Here is a 20,480-nt window from a genome sequence, read left to right as displayed (position 1 = left end):
GCACGGGTTCGCTCATGCCTCACACCTCCGCCCTGCTCGGCTTCGCCCTCGTCTGCCTCGGTCTGGTGCTCATGCCCGGGCCGAACATGATCTATTTGATCTCGCGCTCGATCACGCAGGGGCCGGCCGCGGGCATCGTGTCGCTCGGCGGCGTGGGACTGGGCTTCGTGTTCTACATGCTGTGCGCGGCATTCGGCATCACGGCGCTGCTGCTCGCCATTCCCTTTGCCTATGACGCGCTGCGCTTTGCCGGCGCCGGATATCTGTTGTGGCTCGCCTGGCAGGCGGTGAAGCCGGGCGGACGCTCGCCGTTCCAGGTCAGGAAGCTCGCGATCGACAGCCCGCGTAAATTGTTCGCGATGGGCTTCGTCACCAATCTGCTCAACCCGAAGATCGCGATGCTGTACCTGGCACTGCTGCCGCAGTTCATCGACCCCGCCGCCGGCAGCGTGCTGACGCAGTCGGTGGTGCTGGGCGCGATCCAGATCGCGATCAGCGTCAGCGTCAATGCGATGATCGCGCTTGCGGCGGGATCGATCGCGCTGTTCCTTTCGAGCCGGCCGAGCTGGATGCTGGTGCAGCGCTGGCTGATGGGCACCGTGCTGGCCGGACTCGCAGTGCGGATGGCGGTGGAAGCGAAGAGGGTGTGAAGGTCTCCTCACCTCTCCCCGCTTGCGGGGAGAGGTCGAATTCGATCGCAGATCGAATTCGGGTGAGAGGTACAGGTCTCGCGGCCATCTCAGCCGCGGAGAGAGGCCCCGTCACCCCACCCCTCTCCTCGTAAGGTTCCGTAAGAGCGGGGAGAGGGAGAAAAAAACCTCAATCCAGCTTCGCCTCCATGCCGCGCTTCACTCCCGGCCGGGCCATCAGGGCCTCGTACCAACGCTTGACGTTGGGGAAGTCGGCCAGCTCAACCTTGTGGCGAGGGTGGCGCCAGGCCCAGCCCAAAATGGCGAAATCGGCAACCGAGAGGTCGCCGGCAACGAAGTCGCGCCCCTCAAGCCGGCGGTCGAGTACGCCGTAGAGCCGGCGGGTCTCGGCCATGTAGCGCTTCAGGCCATAGGCGCGGTCCTGCTCGTTCTCGAGTGCAATGAAATGATGCACCTGGCCCGGCATCGGGCCGAAGCCGCCCATCTGCCACATCAGCCATTCATAGACCGGGATGCGTCCGCCAAGCGATTTCGGCAGGAATTTGCCGGTCTTTTCACCGAGATAGAGCAGGATCGCGCCGGACTCGAAGATGCCGACAGGCTTGCCGTCGGGACCCTTGGGGTCGACGATCGCGGGAATCTTGTTGTTCGGCGAGAGCTTGAGGAACTCCGGCGCCATCTGCTCGCCCTTGCTGATGTTCACCGGGATCACCTTGTAGGGCAGCCCCATTTCCTCCAGCGCGACCGAGATTTTCCGGCCGTTCGGGGTATTCCAAGTGTGGAGCTCGATGGTCATGTGGCTGGTCCTTCCCGCATTGCTGGCATCCCACTAGCCCAGGACATTGCAGCCTTTCAACCACCGGTCGGACATGGTCGCTGTCCCGTCGCCGCGGGCGATGCCCTGTTGACGGTGGTTTTGCGGGGCCTGCTCCCACTGGAATGTCGCGGCCGTCGCGGATAAATTCCGCCTCCTCCAAAAACGCCGTTCGAGGGACCGCCGTGTCGAAATCCGCTTCCCGCGCCCGCCTGTTCGAGATCATCCGCCGGCGCTCATTCGGCCGTGGCGAGGTGACGCTCGCGTCGGGCCGCAAGAGCGATTTCTACTTCAACCTGAAGCCGACCATGCTCGACCCCGAAGGGGCGACCCTGCTCGCCGAGCTGACCTACGAGGCGCTGAAGGACGACCAGCTCGATTTCATCGGCGGGCTCGAGATGGGCGCCGTGCCGCTCGCCGGCGCGCTGGCGCAGATCTCCTGGATCAAGGGCCATCCGATCGCCGCCTTCTTCGTGCGCAAGAAGCCAAAAGAGCACGGCGCCAAGCTCGCGATCGAGGGGCTGCCCAAGGGCGAGACGCTGGCCGGCAAGCGTGTCGTGATCGTCGAGGACGTTACGACGACCGGCGGCTCGGCCATGAAGGCAGTGGAATCCGTGCGCGAGAGCGGTGCCGATGTGGTGCTGGTGCTGACCATGGTCGACCGCGAGGAAGGCGCCACCGACACCTTCGGTGCGGCCGGCCTGCCGTTCCGCGCGCTGTACAAGGCGTCGGAGTTCCTGAAAGCTTGACGCGTCGAGACCTGCTTCGCCGCCATGCCTCGGTGTACCCCGGAAGCAACGATCCGTCGGAAGCTGCGCCCGGCCTTAAAGAGGCCACCGCCTCGTCTTGAAACCGCCTCCGCGCAACTGCTCATTTACCATCCCGCTTTATGGTGAATCATGTGCTGAGACCTGATGGTCCCAGCCGGTTCAGTAGCGTCGGGTGGAGTAAGCATTGCGTACAATCATGTCCCATGCGCGCCGGCGGCGTCGCGCGATGCTTGTGGCCGCCATGCTTGCAGCTCCGATGCTCGCGGCTCCTGCCCCGGTTTCGGCCGAGGGCCTGTTCGACTTCCTGTTCGGCGGCATGCAGCGGCCGCAGCGCGAAGTGCCGCAGCAGTCGAGCTCGTACGACCCCTTCACCGGCCAGCAAAATGCGAGCCCGCAATATGTGCCGCCGACACGCTCGGCCGCGGCCGGCGGTTCGGGACCTGCCTTCTGCGTGCGCAGCTGTGACGGCAAATATTTTCCGCTGATGCGCGGCCTCGCCTCGCCCGCGCAGATGTGTCAGGCATTCTGTCCCGCCAGCGCGACCAAGGTCTATTTCGGCTCCTCCATCGACGGCGCCTATTCCCAGACCGGCGAGCGCTACGCCGATAGCGAAAACGCGTTCGCCTATCGCAAGGCGCTGCGTTCGGATTGCACTTGCAACGGCCGCGAGCCGGCCGGGCTTGCTCCGGTCGATCTTGCGCTCGACTCCTCGCTGAAGGCGGGCGACGTCATTGCGACCAGCGACGGCCTCGTCGCCTATACCGGCATCCGCGTCGGCAACGACCAGGCTGCGGACTTCACCCCGGTTGCCTCCTATCCCGGCCTCACCGCGCAGGTTCGCGCCCGCCTCGGCGAGATGAAGGTGGCGCCGGTGCGCGGGGAGACGGTGTCGGCCGATGCGCCGGCCCCGGCCGACATCGTGCGCGAGACGCTGCCCGAGGTGACGGTGCCGAAGACGACGGCGCAGAACCCGGCGAAGCGGGCGGGGCTGGAGTAGTCCCAACTCTCCCCAAACGGTCATTGCGAGCGCAAGAAGCAAGATTCCGGATTGCTTCGCTTCGCTCGCAATGACGGAGATTGTCGCGTCACCTCCCGATGATCACCCCGATCACGTTTGGCGCCGCCAGATATTTCTCCTCGATCGCCGCGCGCGCGGCAGCTCGGTTTTCTGCCGTGAGCAAACCGCGCTTCTCGGCCAGGATCATCCAGCAGAAGCCCCACCAGTCGGTGAGCATGCCCGTCTCGCCTATGAGGTCATAACCCTGCTCGGCTGCGAAGATGCGTGCATGCGCTTCGTCCAGCGTGTCGAGAAACAGATGATCCTCGGTCGAGAACAGATCGTCGCTGATGTCGTCGATGGTGTAGCCCCAGATCGACTGGCACACCGCATTGAACTCGCGATCGAACTGGTCATCATCGATCCTCTGCCGCCGCGCCGCCTGATGCAGCCGCGACAGCGAGCGCGCGAAATCGGCGATTCGGGTGAGGGCAAACTGGTCGAAGGCAATGGTGGACATGTAGTCCTCGCGAAGTCGGGCAAACGCTAGATATTGTGTCGGCAACGCGCCGAATCACAATGATATATCAAAGACTTGCTAAAGTGTTCTTAATTTGTTCCAGATCACTGACCGTAACGATCGCGCCTCTTCGCATCGGGTAGAGACTTTTCACGTGAACCGGCACGATGGGATCCGAATGGCACGCGAACCATGTCGCCCAACGGGCGTCATTACGTTCGATCGGGTCAACGATTTGTTGCCATCGGCGACCATCAACCCTGAAGACATCGAAGCGGTCATGCAGGCGTTGAGTGACGCCGGAATAAATCTCGTCGAAAGTGGCCTACCATAAGTTTCACCCGAACGACGATGCGCAAGCAGCTGCGCTTCGCGTTAACAGCTTCAATTCGCCGCCGACACCAGCCTGTCCCCGCACGCATTCGCATAAAACTTGCCGCCGCATTGGCGCTTGATGGCGGCGCAGCGGGAGGCGGGTGAGGCATCTGGCGGGATGGCAAAGCCGCAGCTGAGGCCGTCGGCGCTGCGGCCGATCTTGCCGGCGGCGAATGCCGCGCTGGAGGCGGTGATGCAGACGACGAGGAAGGTGGCGGCGGCGATTTCGATCAACAGTCGCATGGCGTCTCCTCCACACCGATGGCTGAATTGCCGGGCATTCTAGCAGGAAATCCGCGTCTTTCCGTGCTCCTCCGGGTTCCCAAACGGCCCATTCCTTGCATAAATTTACGCCAGCGCAGTGCACGGCCGCGCCAGCGATGGTTCCGGTGCAGGGGCAGAACGCGTAGGTTCAGTGGTGTTGTTTCGACCAGGAAGTGACGGCCTTGCAAGATCAATCGTTCCAGCCAAATTTTCCGGCCCCCGGCCAGCCCATCGACGAGCTCGCGCTGTCCGAGATCAAGGGCGCGATCCTGGCGAAGCTGCGCCTTGCCATCGGCAAGGACGCCGGCATGGCAACGAAGCACGACTGGTACCAGGCCGCCGCGCTCGCGCTGCGCGATCGCATCGTGCATCGCTGGCTCAGCGCCGAGAAGCGCAGCTACGACGCCGGGCGCAAGCGCGTCTATTATCTCTCGCTCGAATTCCTGATCGGCCGCCTGTTCACCGATGCGCTGAACAACATGGGCCTGTTGAAGATCTTCGAGGTCGCGCTCGGCGATCTCGGCGTGTCGCTGCCGGAGCTGCGCAAATGCGAGCCGGACGCCGCGCTCGGCAATGGCGGCTTGGGGCGGCTTGCCGCCTGCTTCATGGAAAGCATGGCGACGCTGTCGATCCCCGCGATCGGCTACGGCATCCGCTATGATTACGGTCTGTTCCGCCAGATCATCAATCAGGGCTGGCAGCAGGAATATCCCGATGAATGGCTGAGCTTCGGCAATCCCTGGGAATTGCAGCGGCCCGAAGTAATCTATCACGTCCATTTCGGCGGCGGCGTCGAGCATGTCGACGACAAGGGCCGCGACCACGCGATCTGGCATCCCGGCGAGACGGTGCAGGCGATTGCCTATGACACGCCGATCGTCGGTTGGCGCGGCCAGCACGTCAATGCGCTGCGGCTGTGGTCGGCGCGCTCGCCCGATCCCTTGAAGCTCGACGTCTTCAACTCCGGCGACTATGTCAGCGCCTCGTCCGAGCAGGCGCGCGCCGAAGCAATCTGCAAATTCCTCTATCCGAACGACGAGAGCCCGGCGGGCCGCGAGCTGCGCCTGCGTCAGGAATATTTCTTCGTTTCGGCGTCGCTCCAGGACCTCGTCAAGCGTCACCTCACCTCCGACGGCCAGCTGCGCAGCCTCGCGATGAAGGTCGCGGTGCAGCTCAACGACACGCATCCGTCGCTTGCCGTCACCGAGCTGATGCGGATCCTCGTCGACCTCCACAATTTCCGCTGGGACGAGGCCTGGAAGATCACGGTCGCGACGCTCTCCTACACCAACCATACGCTGCTGCCGGAGGCGCTCGAGACCTGGCCGGTCGAGCTGTTCGAGCGCCTGCTGCCGCGCCATCTCGAGATCATCTACCGCATCAACGTGCAGCATCTGGCGCTCGCCGAAGCGCGCGCGCCCGGCGACATCGACTTCCGCGCCTCGGTCTCGCTGATCGACGAGAAGAGCGGCCGCCGCGTCCGCATGGGCCAGCTCGCCTTCGTCGGCTCGCATCGCATCAACGGCGTCTCGGCGATGCATTCGGACCTGATGCGCGAGACCGTGTTCCACGACCTCAACCATCTCTATCCCGGCCGCATCACCAACAAGACCAACGGCATCACCTTCCGCCGCTGGCTGATGCTGGCGAACCCGAAGCTGACCGACCTTTTGCGCGACACCTGCGGCGAGGCCGTGCTCGACGACCCCACTCAGCTCAGCCTGATCGAGACCCGCGCCAGCGACGTCGAATTCCAGAAGAAATTCCGCAGCGTCAAGCTTCACAACAAGGCGGCACTGGCGCGCCTGATCGGCGAGCGGCTCGGCATCAAGGTCGACCCGAGCGCGCTGTTCGACGTGCAGATCAAGCGCATCCACGAATACAAGCGCCAGCTCCTCAACGTCATCGAGACGGTCGCGCTCTACCAGTCGATCAAGGACGAGCCCAACGGCAATTGGGTGCCGCGAGTGAAGATCTTCGCCGGCAAGGCGGCGGCGAGCTATCGCTACGCGAAATTGATCATCAAGCTGATCAACGACGTCGCGGAAGTCGTCAACAACGATCCCGCGATCGGCGGCAAGCTGAAGGTCGCCTTCCTGCCCGACTACAATGTCAGCCTTGCGGAAGTGATCATTCCTGCGGCGGATCTCTCCGAGCAGATCTCGACCGCCGGCATGGAGGCCTCCGGCACGGGCAACATGAAGCTGGCGCTCAACGGCGCCATCACCATCGGCACGCTCGATGGCGCCAACATCGAGATTCGCGACCATGTCGGGGCCGAAAACATCGCGATCTTCGGCATGGAAGCCGGCGACGTGATGATCCGCCGCAAGCAGGGTCTGGATGCTTCCGACGTGGTCCGCAAGTCGCCGAAACTGCAGCGCGCCATCAATGCGATCGCCGCCGGCGAGTTCTCGCCCGGCGATCCGGGCCGCTTCGAATCCATCGCCCATGCGCTGCGCTATCTCGACCATTACATGGTCAGCGCCGATTTCGATTCCTACTACGAGGCGCAGCGCGCGGTGGACGCGCGCTGGCAGGTCGCGCCGGCCTGGACGCGCGCTTCCATCCTCAATGTCGCGCGCATGGCGTGGTTCTCCTCCGACCGCACCATCCGCGAATATGCCGAGGAGATCTGGAACGTGCCGGTCAATCCGACCACCCCGTTGCTGCCGAATTTGCGCGACGTCGCGGGCTGATTTTCCGCGGCGTGAAATCGGCGTTACCTGCGAGGTTATTGATTTGCTGGGTGGGGATGATGATATGATTACCATCATTCCCAGCCGGCGCCTGTGAGACAGACGCCACGACCTCAGACACCGTCATTGCGAGCGCAGCGACGCAATCCGGAGTCCCTTCGCAGAGACAGTCTGGATTGCTTCACTGCGCTCACAATGACGGCTGGGGAGGCATCGAGGACCAACAATGCACGCCAAGCTCCCGCACCCGTTCGACGACGCGACCCGCATCACCCCGGGTGACAGCAGCTGGCAGGGGCATACCAGCGACGATTACTGGGCCTTTGTCGGCCCGTTCGGCGGCGCCACGGCCGCAACCATCCTGCGCGCGCTGATCGACCATCCCGAACGCGCCGGCGATCCGCTGGCGCTCACCGTCAATTACTGCGCGCCGATCGCGAAAGGCCCGTTCGATCTCGACGTGCGCCTGGTGAAGGCCAACCGCTCCAGCCAACACTGGAGCGTCGAACTGTCGCAAGGCGGCGGCGAGGTCGCAACGCTCGCCACCGCGGTGTTCGCCGAGCGCCGGCCGTCCTGGGAGCACAGGGTAGCGAAGGCCCCGGACGCAAAACCGTTCGAACAGACGCTGCCGTTCCCGAAGATCTCGGCGCCCTGGGCCAACCAGTATGAATTCCGTTTCGTCGAGGGCGAGATGCGCATCGGCCCGCCGCAGGCCGAGCTCGCCGGCACCTACTCGAAGATCTGGATCAGCGACCGCACACCGCGCCAGCTCGACATGCTGTCGCTGATGTCTATGTCGGATGCCTTCTTTGGCCGTATCTTCCACGCGCGGCGCGAGCTGGTGCCGTTCGGCACGGTGTCGCTGACCACCTACTTCCACACCGACAGCGAAGAGCTCGCAGCCGAGGACATCACGCGCGTGCTCGCGACCGTGGATTCGAAGGTCATGCACAAGAGCTACGCCGACCAGAACGCCGAGCTGTGGTCGCCGAACGGCCGGCTGCTCGCCACGACCACGCAGATCGCGTATTTCAAGGCCTGAGCTGCTTCCACGTCATTGCGAGGAGCGTAGCGACGAAGCAATCCAGAATCCCCCCGCAGAGGTCGTCTGGATTGCTTCGCTGCGCTCGCAATGACGAGTGGAGAGATCGTGCAACAAACAAAAAGGGCGGCCTTGCGGCCGCCCTTTTGTATTTCAAACGCTGCGAACTTACTCCGCCGCCATCTTCACGTCAGGAGCCGCCGCACGGACCTCGGCGTCGACCTGGGCTTCGAACTTGGCGAAGTTCTTCTGGAACATGCCGACCAGTGCGCGGGCGGTCTTGTCGAACTCGTCCTTGTCCTTCCAGGTGTTGACCGGGTTGAGGATCTCGGTCGGCACGCCCGGCAGCGCGGTCGGGACCGCAAAGCCGAAATACTTGTCGGTGCGGAATTCGACGTTGCGAAGCGAGCCGTCGAGTGCGGCCGTGAGCAGCGCGCGGGTCACCTTGATCGGCATACGGGAACCTGTGCCGTACTTGCCGCCGGTCCAGCCGGTGTTGACCAGCCAGCAATCGACATTGTGCTGGGCGATGAGGTCGCGCAGCATGTTGCCGTAGACGGATGGGTCGAGCGGCAGGAAGGGCGAGCCGAAGCAGGTCGAGAATTCCGGCTGCGGCTCGTTGCCGAGCCCGCGCTCGGTGCCGGCGACCTTGGCGGTGTAGCCGGACAGGAAGTGGTACATCGCCTGCGCCGGCGAGAGCTTGGCGATCGGCGGCAGCACGCCGAAGGCGTCGGCGGCCAGCATCACCACGTTCTTCGGCTGCGGCGCGCGGCCGGTGCGCGAGGCGTTGGGGATGAACTCGAGCGGATACGCCGAACGCGTGTTCTCGGTCTTGGAGCCGTCATCGAAGTCGACGACCCGGGTATGCTCGTCGAGCACGCAGTTCTCGAGCACCGCGCCGAAGCGGGTCGAGGCCGCGTAGATCTCGGGCTCGGCTTCCTTCGACAGCTTGATGCACTTGGCATAGCAGCCGCCTTCGAAGTTGAAGACGCCGTTCGGACCCCAACCGTGCTCGTCGTCGCCGATCAGCGTGCGATTCGGATCGGCAGACAGCGTGGTCTTGCCGGTGCCGGAGAGGCCGAAGAAGATCGCGGTGTCGCCGGCTGCGCCGACATTGGCCGAGCAGTGCATCGGCATCACGCCGCGCTCGGGCAGATAGTAGTTCAGCGTGGTGAAGACCGACTTCTTCATCTCGCCGGCATAGTAGGAGCCGCCGATCAGCACGATCTTGCGGGCGAAGTCGATCGCGACGACGTTCTCGGACTTGCAGCCGTGGCGCTTCGGATCGGCGCGGAAGCTCGGCATGTCGATGATGGTGAGCTCCGGCGTGAAGCTCGGCAGCTCGGCCGCCTCGGGACGGATCAGGAGCGTGCGGATGAACAGCGAGTGCCAGGCGAGCTCGGTGAAAACGCGCGTCTTGATCCGGTAGGCCGGATCGGCGCCCCCGTAGAGGTCCTGCGCGAACAGGGTCTTGCCTTCGGCGTGCTTGAGGAAGTCCTGGTACAGCGCCTCGAACTGCTCCGCGGTGATCGACTGGTTACCGGCCCACCACATCTTCTTGTCGGTGGTGGCGTCGCGCACCGTGAACTTGTCCTTGGGGCTGCGGCCCGTGAACTCGCCCGTGTCGGCGCAGAGTGCGCCGTCAGCGGACAGCACCGCCTCGCCCGCGGAGAGCGAGTATTGATAGAGTTGCGGCGCACCCAAATTCCAGTGAACCTGCTCGAGCTTCTTTAAACCGAATTTGTCGGCGCCGAAGGCACCGTTGCGCACGCCCGTCTCTTGCACGAAAAAATCCTCCTAGAACCCGCGACACCCAGCGCGACCAAGTTTGGCACCATCGCGGTCACCGTGAATAGCAGGCCATCCAGCCTCGGCTGGACGACCTAATACTGATGAACGCTGGCGTTGCCAAGCTGATCCAGCAGGAATTGGTTTATTCAAGGACCGCGCCAAACGTCGCGCATGTCTGCTCTGAGCAGGCGCACCAAAAAATCGCAAATGATCGCGCAACCAAATTTGTGTTTCGGCGCAGGTTATTGCGACGCACAATCCGTTGGGGCGTTCTATCTTACCTCACCCTCGCCGATCAGCGCGAACGGCCCCACATCGCAGGATAGGCGATACGCGGTGACGAGGTGTCGTGGCACGACGATTTTAGGTTCGTTTTTCAGCAAGGCGAAAGTCGACGTGGTCAAGCGGGTGGCAGCTTTCGAATCCACTGCCCAATGCGAGACCAGCAGCGCGCGCGCCGGCATAGAAGAACGAGCGCGCCAATCCGGACAACGCCGCTGCGCCGGGCTTGTCGCCGGCGATGGTGTTGCAGGCCGACAGCACAACCCAATCCGCATTGAGCTTGAGCTGCGCGACTTCGCTTGCGGTCAACAGACCGTCGTCGATGTCGGTGGGCTGATCGGGAATGGAGAGCGCAAGCGATGGCTCGCCCGGTCCCTTGACGTCGCCGGCAACGAGGCCCTGGGTCGCGCGAGATGCTGCTGCCGCGCGGAGAACAGGATCGGCAGCACGGTACGCAATTGCGCGCGATCGCCGGCAAGCGTTCGTTCCGGCAACGGCAGGGCATCGGCAGTGCGGCCGGAGACGTGGAGGAAATAAGCGAGATTGCCGGTCGAACTCAGAGTGTCCGGATGGTTCGGCCCGAGCGCACGCTCGCGGATCGCGAGCGAGGCGCCTGCATAGCGCTGCTGGTGCTCGTAGAGCCCGGCGAGATTGTTCAGCGAGCGCGCGACATCGGGATGATCCGGCCCCAGCACCTTTTCGCGGATCACGAGCGAGCGCTTGATCGGCGCCTCGGCTTCCGCATCGCGATTGAGGTCACGGTCGACCTGGCCGATGTTGTTGAGGACGGTGGCGACCGCGGGATGCTCGGGACCCGCGGTCTTCTAATAGATCGCGAGCGCCCGTCGATACAGCGGCTCGGCCTCGGCAAAATGCTCCTGCTTCACGTAGAGCATGGCGAGATTGCTGAGGGCGCGGCCGACATCGGGATGCTCGCGCGACAGGCTCTTTTCACTGACGGCCACCGCGCGCTTGAACAGCGGTTCGGCTTCGGTGAAGCGGCCCTGCCGCTGATACAGCGCGGCGAGATTACTCAGCTCGAGGCGGTGTCGAGGCCGAGCGCCTTCTCCATCAACACAATGGCGCGCTTGTAGACGGGCTCGGCCAGATCGTCGCGGCCCTGGCCGGCATACACCTGGCCGAGATTGTTGAGCGCGGCCCTCTCGCTGCGAGCCCGAAAACCATGACGGTCTTGGGTCGCGGCGATGAGCGGCAGCGTTCAAAGGCTTTCGCTCTGGTCCATCCTCTTGCGCGCGTCGCCAGCAAGGCGGACCAGCATCTTGCGTAGTGCCGTGCCGTCGGTGACCCGCTCCGGGAAGTCCAGCCGCAGCGCGGTCTGGCCGTCCTGCATGTCGAGACCCTCGGGGTCGCAGCCGGTGCAGCGCCAGTCGCCGGCGGGCGCGCCGAGCAGCCTGGTCGCATAGAGGTTCATGGCCTCGCGGTGGTCGGCATTCATGTGTTCCACGGCGCCCTCCTCGGCCGCCAGCAGGTCCTCGGCGCCGCTGAGGTCGGTGAGGAATTGCTCGGGCTTGAGGTCGACGATCCGGCCGAATCCGGCGACCAGATGGGTGCCTGTGGGACGAATCCGGTAGAACGAAAAGTCCTTAAACGAAACAAAGGCTTCCGCCGACGGATGGGCAGCCAAATACCGCCGTTGGAGCAATTGCTTCTCGTCCCCGGCCGGTTCCGCCCGCCCGGACAGCATGATTCGGGCCCCCTCCAGGGGATCGCAGGCCACACGCTCGTCCAGCATCAGGGACACCCTGGGATCGGCGAAGATGTTCCTGGTGTGCACGGCGAGCCCCGAGATCAGCAGGATGGGCGAGCCATCCGGATGGCTCGCCAAATTGACCAGGGAACAATAGGGACCGCCGGAGCCCACCATCAACGTTGCAAGAGCACCCTGCCGCGACCGCCTCAGCAGCGATTTGGCGAGTTTTGCGGGGTCGAAATCCGGGGTCGGTTGCATGGGCTTTCTCGGCTCAGGTGGTTGCAAGGAGGGTCTTTTTTCGGCTAAACGGGGATCCGGTTATGGGTCGAGATGCGGCGAATCTGCCGTGTTTCGTGGAACTTGGTCACACTTCAGCCCAGCTTGCATTGCTCGGTGACAAGGTTTCGAACGCCATCTTCGGCACCCATGTATGCGGCGCATCACTGATTGCTCGCCGTTTTCAAGCCACGACCCAAACGGAAAGCAGAAAGCAGAGGCTCATGCCCACAATCGCTTTGGTCGACGACGACCGCAACATTCTCACATCCGTCTCGATCGCGCTGGAAGCCGAAGGCTACCGCATCATGACCTACACCGACGGCGCTTCCGCGCTTGACGGTTTCCGCACCACCCAGCCCGATCTCGCCATCCTCGACATCAAGATGCCGCGGATGGACGGCATGGAGACGCTGCGCCGCCTGCGCCAGAAGTCCGACCTGCCGGTGATCTTCCTCACCTCCAAGGACGAAGAGATCGACGAGCTGTTCGGCCTCAAGATGGGCGCCGACGACTTCATCCGCAAACCGTTCTCGCAGCGCCTGCTGGTCGAGCGCGTCAAGGCCGTGCTGCGCCGCTCGGCGCCGAAGGACCCGACCGTCGCGCCGAAGGAGAACGACGCCAAGGCGCTCGACCGTGGCCTGCTGCGCATGGATCCGGAGCGGCATACCTGCACCTGGAAGAACGAGCCGGTGACGCTGACCGTCACCGAATTCCTGATCCTGCAGGCACTCGCGACCCGGCCCGGCGTGGTGAAGAGCCGCAATGCGCTGATGGACGCCGCCTATGACGATCAGGTCTATGTCGACGACCGCACCATCGACAGCCACATCAAGCGGCTGCGCAAGAAGTTCAAGGTGGTCGACAACGAGTTCGAGATGATCGAGACGCTTTACGGCGTCGGCTACCGTTTCAAGGAAGCCTGAGGGCGGCAGGCGCCTTCACGAAGGGCTGAGAGCATCGCCGGTCCTCGTTCCATCGCGACGGGGATGGCTCTAGGATGCGGGGACCATTGCCACGAGCTGTCCTAACGCGGGCATAAGCATTGCTGGACCGAACGCAGCCTGACACGAACCAGAGCGCCGGGGATATCGCATCCGACGGCGCTCCGGAGCACGCCGTCGAAGACAAGCCGCAGGGTTGGCGGCCGCTGAACTGGCTCAAGCGCGCCGGCCAGTTCTTCTTCGCGCTGTCCTTCTCGAGCCTGACCCGCCGCATCGTCTCGCTCAACCTCGCCGGCCTCGTCGCGCTGGTGGCCAGCATCCTCTATCTGTCGCAATTCCGCGCCGGCCTGATCGACGCGCGCGCGCAGAGCCTCCTGGTGCAGGCCGAGATCATCGCCGGCGCCATTGCGGCCTCCGCGACCGTGCAGACCAACGCCATCACCATCGATCCCGACCGGCTGCTCGACCTCAAGCCAGGGGAGACCTATGGCGCCTCGGACGACTATTCGCCGCTGGATTTCCCGATCAATCCGGAGCGCGTCGCGCCGGTGCTGCGCACGCTGATCTCGCCGACCAAGACGCGCGCCCGCATCTACGATCCGAACGGCAGCCTGCTGCTCGACAGCCGCAACCTCGAAAACGTGCTGCGCTTCCCGCTGCCGCCGCTTTCCGCCGAGAAGCCCGGTGTGGTCGAGCGCGGCATGGTCGCGGTGCGCACCTGGCTGAACCGCGGCGACCTGCCGCTCTATCGCGAGCTCGGACCCGAGAACGGCAATGGCTATGCGGAAGTGGGCGATGCACTGCGGGGCCAGAAGCGCTCGATGGTGCGGGTCAATGCGCGTGGCGAGGTGATCGTCTCGGTGGCCGTGCCGGTGCTGCGCTCGCGCGCCATCCACGGCGCGCTGATGCTGTCCACCCAGGGCGACGACATCGACCAGATGGTCACCGCCGAGCGCCTCGCCATCCTGAAGGTCGGCGGCGTCGCGGCCGCGGTCATGATCATGCTGTCGCTGCTGCTCGCCAGCACGATCGCCGGTCCCGTGCGCCGGCTGGCCGACAGCGCCGAGCGCGTCCGCCGCCGCATCAAGACCCGCGTCGAGATTCCCGACTTCACCCGCCGCCGCGACGAGATCGGCCATCTCTCGGGCGCGTTGCGCGACATGACCAACGCGCTATACAGCCGCATCGAGGCGATCGAGATGTTCGCCGCCGACGTCGCGCATGAACTGAAGAACCCGCTGACCTCGCTGCGCTCCGCGGTCGAGACGCTGCCGCTGGCGCGCAACGAGAACAGCCGCGCGCGCCTGCTCGAGGTGATCGAGCACGACGTCAAGCGGCTCGACCGACTGATCTCCGACATCTCCGACGCCAGCCGCCTCGATGCCGAGTTGCAGCGGCAGGATGCGATCGCCGTCGACCTCAGGCGCCTGCTCGGTACGCTGATCTCCGTCGCCAACGAAACCAAGCCCGGCCACGACGTCGCGGTCGAGGCACGCTTCGAAGGCCGCGGGCCGACCGACACGTTCGCGGTGACCGGCCACGACTCGCGACTGGGACAGGTGGTCTCCAACCTGCTCTCCAACGCGCAGTCCTTCTCTGAAGCCGGCAGCAAGGTGCGCCTCACCTGCCGCCGCATTCGCGCAGAGATCGAGATCGTGGTCGACGATGACGGCCCCGGCATCCGCGACGAAGCGCTCGAGCGCATCTTCGAGCGCTTCTACACCGATCGTCCGCACCAGGGCTTTGGCCAGAACTCCGGCCTCGGGCTCGCGATCTCCAAGCAGATCGTCGACGCCCATGGCGGACGTATCTGGGCGGAGAATCGCGCAGGCCCTGCGGACGAGGACGGTGTGCCGACGATTGCCGGTGCGCGCTTCGTGGTGAGGCTGCCGGCGCTATGAGCCAAGGCAGCTTGAATGAGGGCGGCCCCAGCGTGCACGCCTCCGCCGTCAAGGTCGGACAGACCGCAGTGCTGATCCGCGGTCCCTCGGGCTCCGGCAAATCGCGCCTTGCCTTTGATTTGATCATCGCGGGGCGCTCAGGCGTGCTCGAAGCGGCCGTTCTGGTCGGTGATGACCGTGTCCATCTGGCGACAGTCGGCAACGAAATTGAGGTGCGCCCCGCTGCTTCGCTGGCCGGCCTGATCGAGATCCGAGGCCTCGGAATCCGCCGCTGCGACTTCGTGGAGCATGCGACCGTCGGCCTCGTGGTCGATCTGGATGCAGAAGACGCGGAACGGCTGCCTGCGGCAGAAGCTCTGAAAACGAGCATTTTCGGTGTGGAAATACCGCGAATCCCGGCCAGCCGCGACTATTCGCCGCTCTCTTTGGTTGTCGCGGCCTTGACCACTACCAAAAGTTAACCTTTTGCTAAGTCCTCAGGCGATTGTTTGAAGGGAAATGGTAACCATATGGAGCCCACTATCGCGACCGAGTAGACCGGCGCAGCTCCCCTCATCCATCCGTCTAGATTCAGGGAGATACGCAACATCCCCTCTTGCGCGGGGGCTCTGGATGGTCAAAGTGGCGCGTTCGTGCGGTGCACCAAGAGCGCCCGCGAGGAGTTTTCCGATGATTGGTCTAGTACTCGTGACCCACGGGCGCCTTGCCGACGAATTCAAGGCAGCGCTCGAACATGTCATGGGCCCACAAAAGCAAATCGAAGCGATCACGATCGGCGCCGAAGATGATTCCGATCTCTGCCGAAGCGACATCATCGAGGCGGTTAACCGCGTCGATTCCGGCGACGGCGTTGCGATCCTCACCGACATGTTCGGCGGCACCCCGTCGAACCTAGCAATCTCCTGCATGAGCCGGCCCAAGGTCGAGGTGCTCGCGGGCATCAACCTGCCCATGCTGGTCAAGCTCGCCAAGGTACGCGAGGAGCGTCCGCTGCCGGACGCGATCGCGATGGCTCAGGAAGCTGGCCGCAAATACGTCACCATCGCCAGCCGCGTGCTCGCCGGCAAATGAGCGACGACGCGCCCCAAGCCGGAACGGGCGTGCCCGCGGGCGCGATCTCCAAGGAGCTCCTGATCATCAACAAGCGCGGCCTGCATGCGCGCGCCTCGGCGAAATTCGTCCAGGCGGTCGAGCGCTTCAACGCGCAAGTGTGGGTGACGCGCGGCGGCGAGACCGTCGGCGGCACCTCGATCATGGGCCTGATGATGCTCGCCGCGGGGCCCGGCACGACGATCACCGTCGCAGCGGCAGGTGATGATGCGGAAGCTGCGCTCGCGGCGATCGCGGAGCTCGTTGAGAGCAAGTTCAACGAGGAAGGGGTCTAGGGCCCTCTCGCCGCTGCGCTGCCTCGCCCCGTTCTTACGGGGAGAGGTGAAGAGGTCACTTCCCCGGCGGAGCGATGTAGATATTCCAGCTCATCGCCGGGCCGGCCCTGCCGTGGATGAAGCGGCGCGTCGTCATCACGATGCGCTCGGCGTTGGGCGCCGTCTCCGACACCCATTTCTCGAACGCCGGCAGGCGGCCGTCGGTTGGATCGAACACGCCGATGAAGCCGTACGTCTTCACATCGCCGCGCGAGGTCAGCCCGGAATCCCAGGCCTCGAGCGGCAGCAGCGCGGACGGATGATCCGGGCTGTAGAACACCAGCGGCTGGATCTGTTCCATCGTGCCGGCAACGACGGCCCAGCGCGAGCCGAACCGGGTGTGCCAGGCCTGGGTCAATTCGTGCGCGAGCTCCGAGCGCGCGCCATAGATCTGTGCGTTGCCGCCATTGGCCGCCATCTCGCGCGCGGCGATCCAGGGCGAGGCGGCGAGCGTCGCGACGCTCAGCACGAGCCAGATTGAGGCGATGTTGAACAGCACAGCGCTCTGCACCCGGAGCACGGGAATCGCGACCAGCGCCAAGGGCACCAGGAAGAACAGCGAGATGCCCCAGTCGGTCTTCATGTAGATGCTGAAGCCGAGTGCGCCGAGCGGCGGGCCGACCGCGACGATGATCTGGACGATCCAGATATTCAGCGCCTGCGCAACATTGACGCCCGGATTGGCACCGCGCGCCCAGGCGCGCGTGACGATGCGTGATGGTGCGCGCAAGAGCAGCTTGAACGGCGGCACGCAGGCCATCGCCAGCGCAGCCAGCGCCACCGGCAGCGTCAGCAGCGCGACATTGTGCAGAGCATAGCCGGCCACGAGCTGGTGCACGAGACGCGAATCATCGAGGCTGTAGGTGTCGCCGGCATAGGTCAGCGGCGCGAAATGCGCCTCCGCCAGCCAGACGATGTGCGGGATCATCGCCACGACCATCGTCGCGATCGCCACCCATGGCGCGGGCGACGAGAGGAATTTCAGCCGCTCCGGATGGATCAGCGCGGCAAGGCCGATCGCGCCGATCATGGTCAGCACCCAGTATTTGGTCATCAGCGCCAGCGCGCCGGCAAGGCCGAGCCAGATGCCGGATAGCCATGTCCGCTTCTCGAAGGCATTGAGATAGGCGAGCACCAGCAGCGGCAGCGTGACGAGCTGGAGCAGGTCGGGGTTGTACTTGAAACCCTTGAAATTGAAGATCGGATAGAGCGCGACCATCACCACGACCAGGAACGCGCGCCGGGCATCCACGACGCGCAAGGCAACCAGCCAGCAGATCACCATGCCGACGCCGACCGTCGCCATCGCGAGCGCATAGGTCGCCCAGTCGGTCGCGGGGAACAGCTTGAACCAGAGGCCGGCGACCCAGCCCGACAGCGGCGGATGCTTGCCATAGCCCCAGAGGAATTTCTGGCCCCAGCCCCAGGCTTCTGCGACGTCCATGTGAACGTCCTGCGCCGCCTTCAGATTGATCAGGATGAAGGTCCAGAGCACGCCATGCAAGGCCGCGAGCTGGACCACCAGCCAGAGCCGCGCCTCGGGGCGGGTCGCGCAGGCAACCAACCAGGCCCGGAAACGGTTGTAGCTCAAGCGGGTCTTCGGCCGCGCTCTGGCGGAGGGGATCGAGGTGGTCGACATGGGCGCTTGCGTAGCGCGTTTTGCGCCTGAGTGAAATCAGCTTGGCGTGAATGAAGGACCGCCTGGCGCACGGAAACGATGCGGGATCACCGGGCCAGCAGTTCCGGGCGATATTCAAAATGCATCGTGTCGTAGTGATACCATTTGCCACCCCAGATGAAGCCGTGGCGCTCGAAGATGTCGACGATTTCCTGTGGCATCCTGTTCTTGTAGGGGATGGATTTTCCGCTGCCCGCCCATAGCCAATAGTCGGAATATTTCAGGTTCAGGTCGATCGCGACGGCATAGCCATGCATGCTCATCTTGCCGGTATCCGCGACAGGCCGGCATGACAGCACGCCGGCGATCGGAAAGGCCGCGGCCCTCAGCGCCGGATCGAGCTTGTCGATCTCCGCAGACACCTCCTCGAGCCGGCCAGCCACGCCATTGATCCGCGTCACCTGGACCGCCTTCCCCCATGATCGCGGCAGCCACGTGATGGTCACGAGATTGCGCTGTACCGCTCCATTGCGGCAGTCGCCATACATCTTCTTGAAAAAAGCTTCGTTCCGGAATCGTCCGGGATCGGCGTTCACCGCGGGCGGCGCGGAGGCGCCGACGGGATAGGGCAGGCGGAGCTGGTCGAGGATCGAGGCATCGCGCAAGCGCTGATTAAACGATTTGTCGTCGATGCCATCGTCGACCGGCATCGCGGTGCCGTCGCGCCACAAGATTTGCTTGCCGTCGTGGCCTGAGAGGAAATCGGGATAGGCATGCACCAGCCGGTCAAGAAGCTCCGTCCTGGTCTGGGCGCCCGCCGGGACGGACGCGGCCACGAGAACGACGAGGATTTGCGCCGCCCGCAACGCAATCGTCATCGACGCCTGCCGGCCTGATCGAGCAGCGCGACGTTTGCCTCCTCGATCGAATTGAGTTTTGGATTCCATGTGCTCGGCGAATACCACGGGAAGCGTTCAAAGCGAGCCTTGAGATCGGCCGCTTCGAAATACCGTCCCCGCCGCGCAAAGATTTCGTTGCGCGCGATACGGAGCTCGTCGTTCGACGGCCCGCGCAGGTCTGCGACCGTCAGCAGCCGCCGATCCGAATCGGGAAAGATGAAGCCGCTTTGCGCCGGCCCGCCGGCTTCATAGCGATCGATCAAGGCGACATTCGCCTTCTCGACGGCGTTCAGCTGGGGGTCCCAGGTGTGGGGCGCGTACCAGGCGAACTTGCTGAACCTCGCGGTCAGATCCGGCGAGTTGAAGTAGCGCCCTCGCCGCGCAAAGATCTCGTTGCGCGCAAGGCGCAGATCGTCCTTGCTCAGCGTCCTCAGATCACCATCGGCAAGCAGCCGGCTATCGGAATCCGGAAACAGGAAATCCGATTGGGTTCTCGTAACCGGGGCCGTGGACGGCGGCAGGTTCGCAGGAGGCGCCGTGACCGGCGCCGGCACGTTGAGCGCCGCGACCTGCCCTGCTGGCCCGCCTGAAAAGTAGAACGATCCATCGATCGGCGAGCTGGAGACCCAGGGCTGCTGGTTGCTGCCGGTTGCGCGCTTGACGGCGAGCCCCACCTGATTGAACGTCTGGAGCACGTCGAGACCGGGTCGCTGCATCGTCTCGACCAGCGCCCGCGTGTAAGGGCTATGTCCGTCGGACCCGTCGAGCGCGACGTTGCCGGGCTGCGTGGCATAGGAGAGCAGCGTTCCCTCCGGCGCCCGGATCTGCGCCAGGCCGCCGTCGGAGGCGCGCAAGCCCCGTCCGCCAAACGGGTTGTTCCTGCACGCATCGAGAATGACGATGTTCAGCTTGGTTCCTGCGCCGTCCATCTGCCGAAGTACCAAAGCGGCGTCGACCATCTGGAAATCCACATCGCTCTCGCGCGTCGGATTCGCGGTGATCGGCACGAGATAGTTGGTCCCGCGGACCTGGATGCCGTGACCGGCATAATAGAACAGGGCCACGTCGGCACCGATCAGCTGGTTGCCGAAGCGCTGGACCGCCGCGTCGAAGCTCGCCTTGTCCAGCTCGACCTGGGCGCCGCCGCCGACCAGCGTGAAGCCAAGCTTCTGCAACGTGTCGGCCACCAGCAGCGCGTCGTTCCGGGGATTTTCCAGCCGCGGCACGCTCTGGTACGCGGAATTGCCGATGACGAGGGCGACGCGCTTTTCAGCCGCGGCCGGGAAGGCGAAACACGCTGCAAAAAACAAGGCGAAAAGACGCTTCCAACACATTGCCTATTTCCGTGACAGAAAGCCCGAAAGCTAGCAGAGCCGGCCCCTGAAATCGATGGCGGGGGAGGCCGAGATTGCGGCGGCAAGACGGTTCGACGTCGCCCCTCCCGGACCGGCTGAGCGGGCTGGCTACCCCCGTCCCGGACGCACCCCCGTGCGGTCGCGGGAA

Annotated in this window: 20 protein-coding genes and 1 pseudogene; 11 read left to right on the top strand and 10 right to left on the bottom strand. The window is 64.4% G+C overall.

Annotated features, from left to right (window positions below):
- Positions 1–14 precede the first annotated feature (14 nt).
- Positions 15–650 (top strand): LysE family translocator, encoded by a 636-nt coding sequence (locus tag ACNJYB_RS03755; protein WP_439372762.1) that lies wholly within the window; start codon positions 15–17, stop codon positions 648–650.
- Positions 651–819: 169 nt separating this feature from the next.
- Here the strand turns inward: ACNJYB_RS03755 and ACNJYB_RS03750 are convergent, their stop codons facing one another.
- A complete protein-coding gene (locus ACNJYB_RS03750; RefSeq protein WP_439372761.1) occupies positions 820–1,446 on the bottom strand; it encodes a glutathione S-transferase family protein in 627 nt (208 codons plus the stop codon).
- Positions 1,447–1,649: 203 nt separating this feature from the next.
- Between ACNJYB_RS03750 and pyrE the strand changes: the two genes are divergently transcribed.
- A complete protein-coding gene (gene pyrE, locus ACNJYB_RS03745) occupies positions 1,650–2,213 on the top strand; it encodes an orotate phosphoribosyltransferase (RefSeq protein ID WP_439372760.1) in 564 nt (187 codons plus the stop codon).
- 247 nt (positions 2,214–2,460) lie between these two features.
- Positions 2,461–3,231 carry a DUF2865 domain-containing protein gene (locus tag ACNJYB_RS03740; protein WP_439372759.1) on the top strand — a complete coding sequence of 257 codons (771 nt, stop codon included), beginning with the start codon at positions 2,461–2,463 and terminating at the stop codon, positions 3,229–3,231.
- Between the two features lie 88 nt (positions 3,232–3,319).
- On the opposite strand, the gene ACNJYB_RS03735 is transcribed toward ACNJYB_RS03740, so the two are convergent.
- Positions 3,320–3,751 carry a hypothetical protein gene (locus ACNJYB_RS03735; RefSeq protein WP_439372758.1) on the bottom strand — a complete coding sequence of 144 codons (432 nt, stop codon included), beginning with the start codon at positions 3,749–3,751 and terminating at the stop codon, positions 3,320–3,322.
- A 178-nt stretch (positions 3,752–3,929) separates the two neighbouring features.
- On the opposite strand from ACNJYB_RS03735, the gene ACNJYB_RS03730 reads away from it, so the two are divergent.
- Complete coding sequence (locus tag ACNJYB_RS03730; protein WP_439372757.1) at positions 3,930–4,085, top strand: RNA polymerase sigma factor region1.1 domain-containing protein; 156 nt, start codon at positions 3,930–3,932, stop codon at positions 4,083–4,085.
- 50 nt (positions 4,086–4,135) lie between these two features.
- Here the strand turns inward: ACNJYB_RS03730 and ACNJYB_RS03725 are convergent, their stop codons facing one another.
- Positions 4,136–4,369 carry a hypothetical protein gene (locus tag ACNJYB_RS03725; protein ID WP_439372756.1) on the bottom strand — a complete coding sequence of 78 codons (234 nt, stop codon included), beginning with the start codon at positions 4,367–4,369 and terminating at the stop codon, positions 4,136–4,138.
- 203 nt (positions 4,370–4,572) lie between these two features.
- On the opposite strand from ACNJYB_RS03725, the gene ACNJYB_RS03720 reads away from it, so the two are divergent.
- A complete protein-coding gene (locus ACNJYB_RS03720; protein WP_439372755.1) occupies positions 4,573–7,089 on the top strand; it encodes a glycogen/starch/alpha-glucan phosphorylase in 2,517 nt (838 codons plus the stop codon).
- A gap of 226 nt (positions 7,090–7,315) precedes the next feature.
- Positions 7,316–8,131: an acyl-CoA thioesterase gene (locus ACNJYB_RS03715; RefSeq protein ID WP_439372754.1), complete on the top strand. Its 816-nt coding sequence runs from the start codon at positions 7,316–7,318 to the stop codon at positions 8,129–8,131.
- 168 nt (positions 8,132–8,299) lie between these two features.
- Here the strand turns inward: ACNJYB_RS03715 and ACNJYB_RS03710 are convergent, their stop codons facing one another.
- The 4 genes and pseudogenes from ACNJYB_RS03710 to ACNJYB_RS03695 form a co-directional block, all read right to left on the bottom strand.
- Positions 8,300–9,916, bottom strand: coding sequence for a phosphoenolpyruvate carboxykinase (locus tag ACNJYB_RS03710; protein WP_439372753.1), 1,617 nt, complete (start codon positions 9,914–9,916; stop codon positions 8,300–8,302).
- Positions 9,917–10,285: 369 nt separating this feature from the next.
- On the bottom strand, positions 10,286–10,528 hold the full coding sequence (locus tag ACNJYB_RS03705; RefSeq protein WP_439375792.1) for a CHAT domain-containing protein: 243 nt from the start codon (positions 10,526–10,528) through the stop codon (positions 10,286–10,288).
- Positions 10,529–10,614: 86 nt separating this feature from the next.
- Positions 10,615–11,375 (bottom strand): annotated as a pseudogene (locus tag ACNJYB_RS03700) (tetratricopeptide repeat protein); the annotation flags it as partial.
- A gap of 48 nt (positions 11,376–11,423) precedes the next feature.
- Positions 11,424–12,173 carry a HugZ family protein gene (locus tag ACNJYB_RS03695; protein ID WP_439372752.1) on the bottom strand — a complete coding sequence of 250 codons (750 nt, stop codon included), beginning with the start codon at positions 12,171–12,173 and terminating at the stop codon, positions 11,424–11,426.
- A 242-nt stretch (positions 12,174–12,415) separates the two neighbouring features.
- Here ACNJYB_RS03695 and ACNJYB_RS03690 point away from each other — a divergent pair, with 242 nt between their 5' ends.
- From ACNJYB_RS03690 to ACNJYB_RS03670, 5 genes are all read left to right on the top strand, one after another.
- Positions 12,416–13,117, top strand: coding sequence for a response regulator transcription factor (locus ACNJYB_RS03690; protein WP_008542552.1), 702 nt, complete (start codon positions 12,416–12,418; stop codon positions 13,115–13,117).
- Between the two features lie 119 nt (positions 13,118–13,236).
- Positions 13,237–15,036, top strand: coding sequence for a stimulus-sensing domain-containing protein (locus tag ACNJYB_RS03685; protein ID WP_439372751.1), 1,800 nt, complete (start codon positions 13,237–13,239; stop codon positions 15,034–15,036).
- Positions 15,033–15,497, top strand: coding sequence for an HPr kinase/phosphorylase (locus tag ACNJYB_RS03680; protein WP_439372750.1), 465 nt, complete (start codon positions 15,033–15,035; stop codon positions 15,495–15,497). Before ACNJYB_RS03685 ends, ACNJYB_RS03680 begins: the two co-directional genes overlap by 4 nt.
- Before the next feature lie 208 nt (positions 15,498–15,705).
- Entirely contained in the window at positions 15,706–16,107 is a 402-nt protein-coding gene (locus ACNJYB_RS03675; protein ID WP_007597752.1) for a PTS sugar transporter subunit IIA, read from the top strand.
- Positions 16,104–16,421, top strand: coding sequence for an HPr family phosphocarrier protein (locus tag ACNJYB_RS03670; protein ID WP_439372749.1), 318 nt, complete (start codon positions 16,104–16,106; stop codon positions 16,419–16,421). The genes ACNJYB_RS03675 and ACNJYB_RS03670 overlap by 4 nt, the downstream gene beginning before the upstream one ends.
- A gap of 55 nt (positions 16,422–16,476) precedes the next feature.
- On the opposite strand, the gene ACNJYB_RS03665 is transcribed toward ACNJYB_RS03670, so the two are convergent.
- The 3 genes from ACNJYB_RS03665 to ACNJYB_RS03655 form a co-directional block, all read right to left on the bottom strand.
- Positions 16,477–18,099 carry a glycosyltransferase family 39 protein gene (locus ACNJYB_RS03665; protein ID WP_439372748.1) on the bottom strand — a complete coding sequence of 541 codons (1,623 nt, stop codon included), beginning with the start codon at positions 18,097–18,099 and terminating at the stop codon, positions 16,477–16,479.
- Between the two features lie 86 nt (positions 18,100–18,185).
- Positions 18,186–18,956 (bottom strand): M15 family metallopeptidase, encoded by a 771-nt coding sequence (locus tag ACNJYB_RS03660; protein ID WP_439372747.1) that lies wholly within the window; start codon positions 18,954–18,956, stop codon positions 18,186–18,188.
- Positions 18,953–20,311: a caspase family protein gene (locus ACNJYB_RS03655; RefSeq protein ID WP_439372746.1), complete on the bottom strand. Its 1,359-nt coding sequence runs from the start codon at positions 20,309–20,311 to the stop codon at positions 18,953–18,955. Before ACNJYB_RS03655 ends, ACNJYB_RS03660 begins: the two co-directional genes overlap by 4 nt.
- Positions 20,312–20,480 lie beyond the last annotated feature (169 nt).

The organism is Bradyrhizobium sp. SMVTL-02 (assembly GCF_051853005.1).
Classification (GTDB): Bacteria; Pseudomonadota; Alphaproteobacteria; order Rhizobiales; family Xanthobacteraceae; genus Bradyrhizobium.
This window is presented reverse-complemented; position numbering and strand designations above follow the sequence as displayed.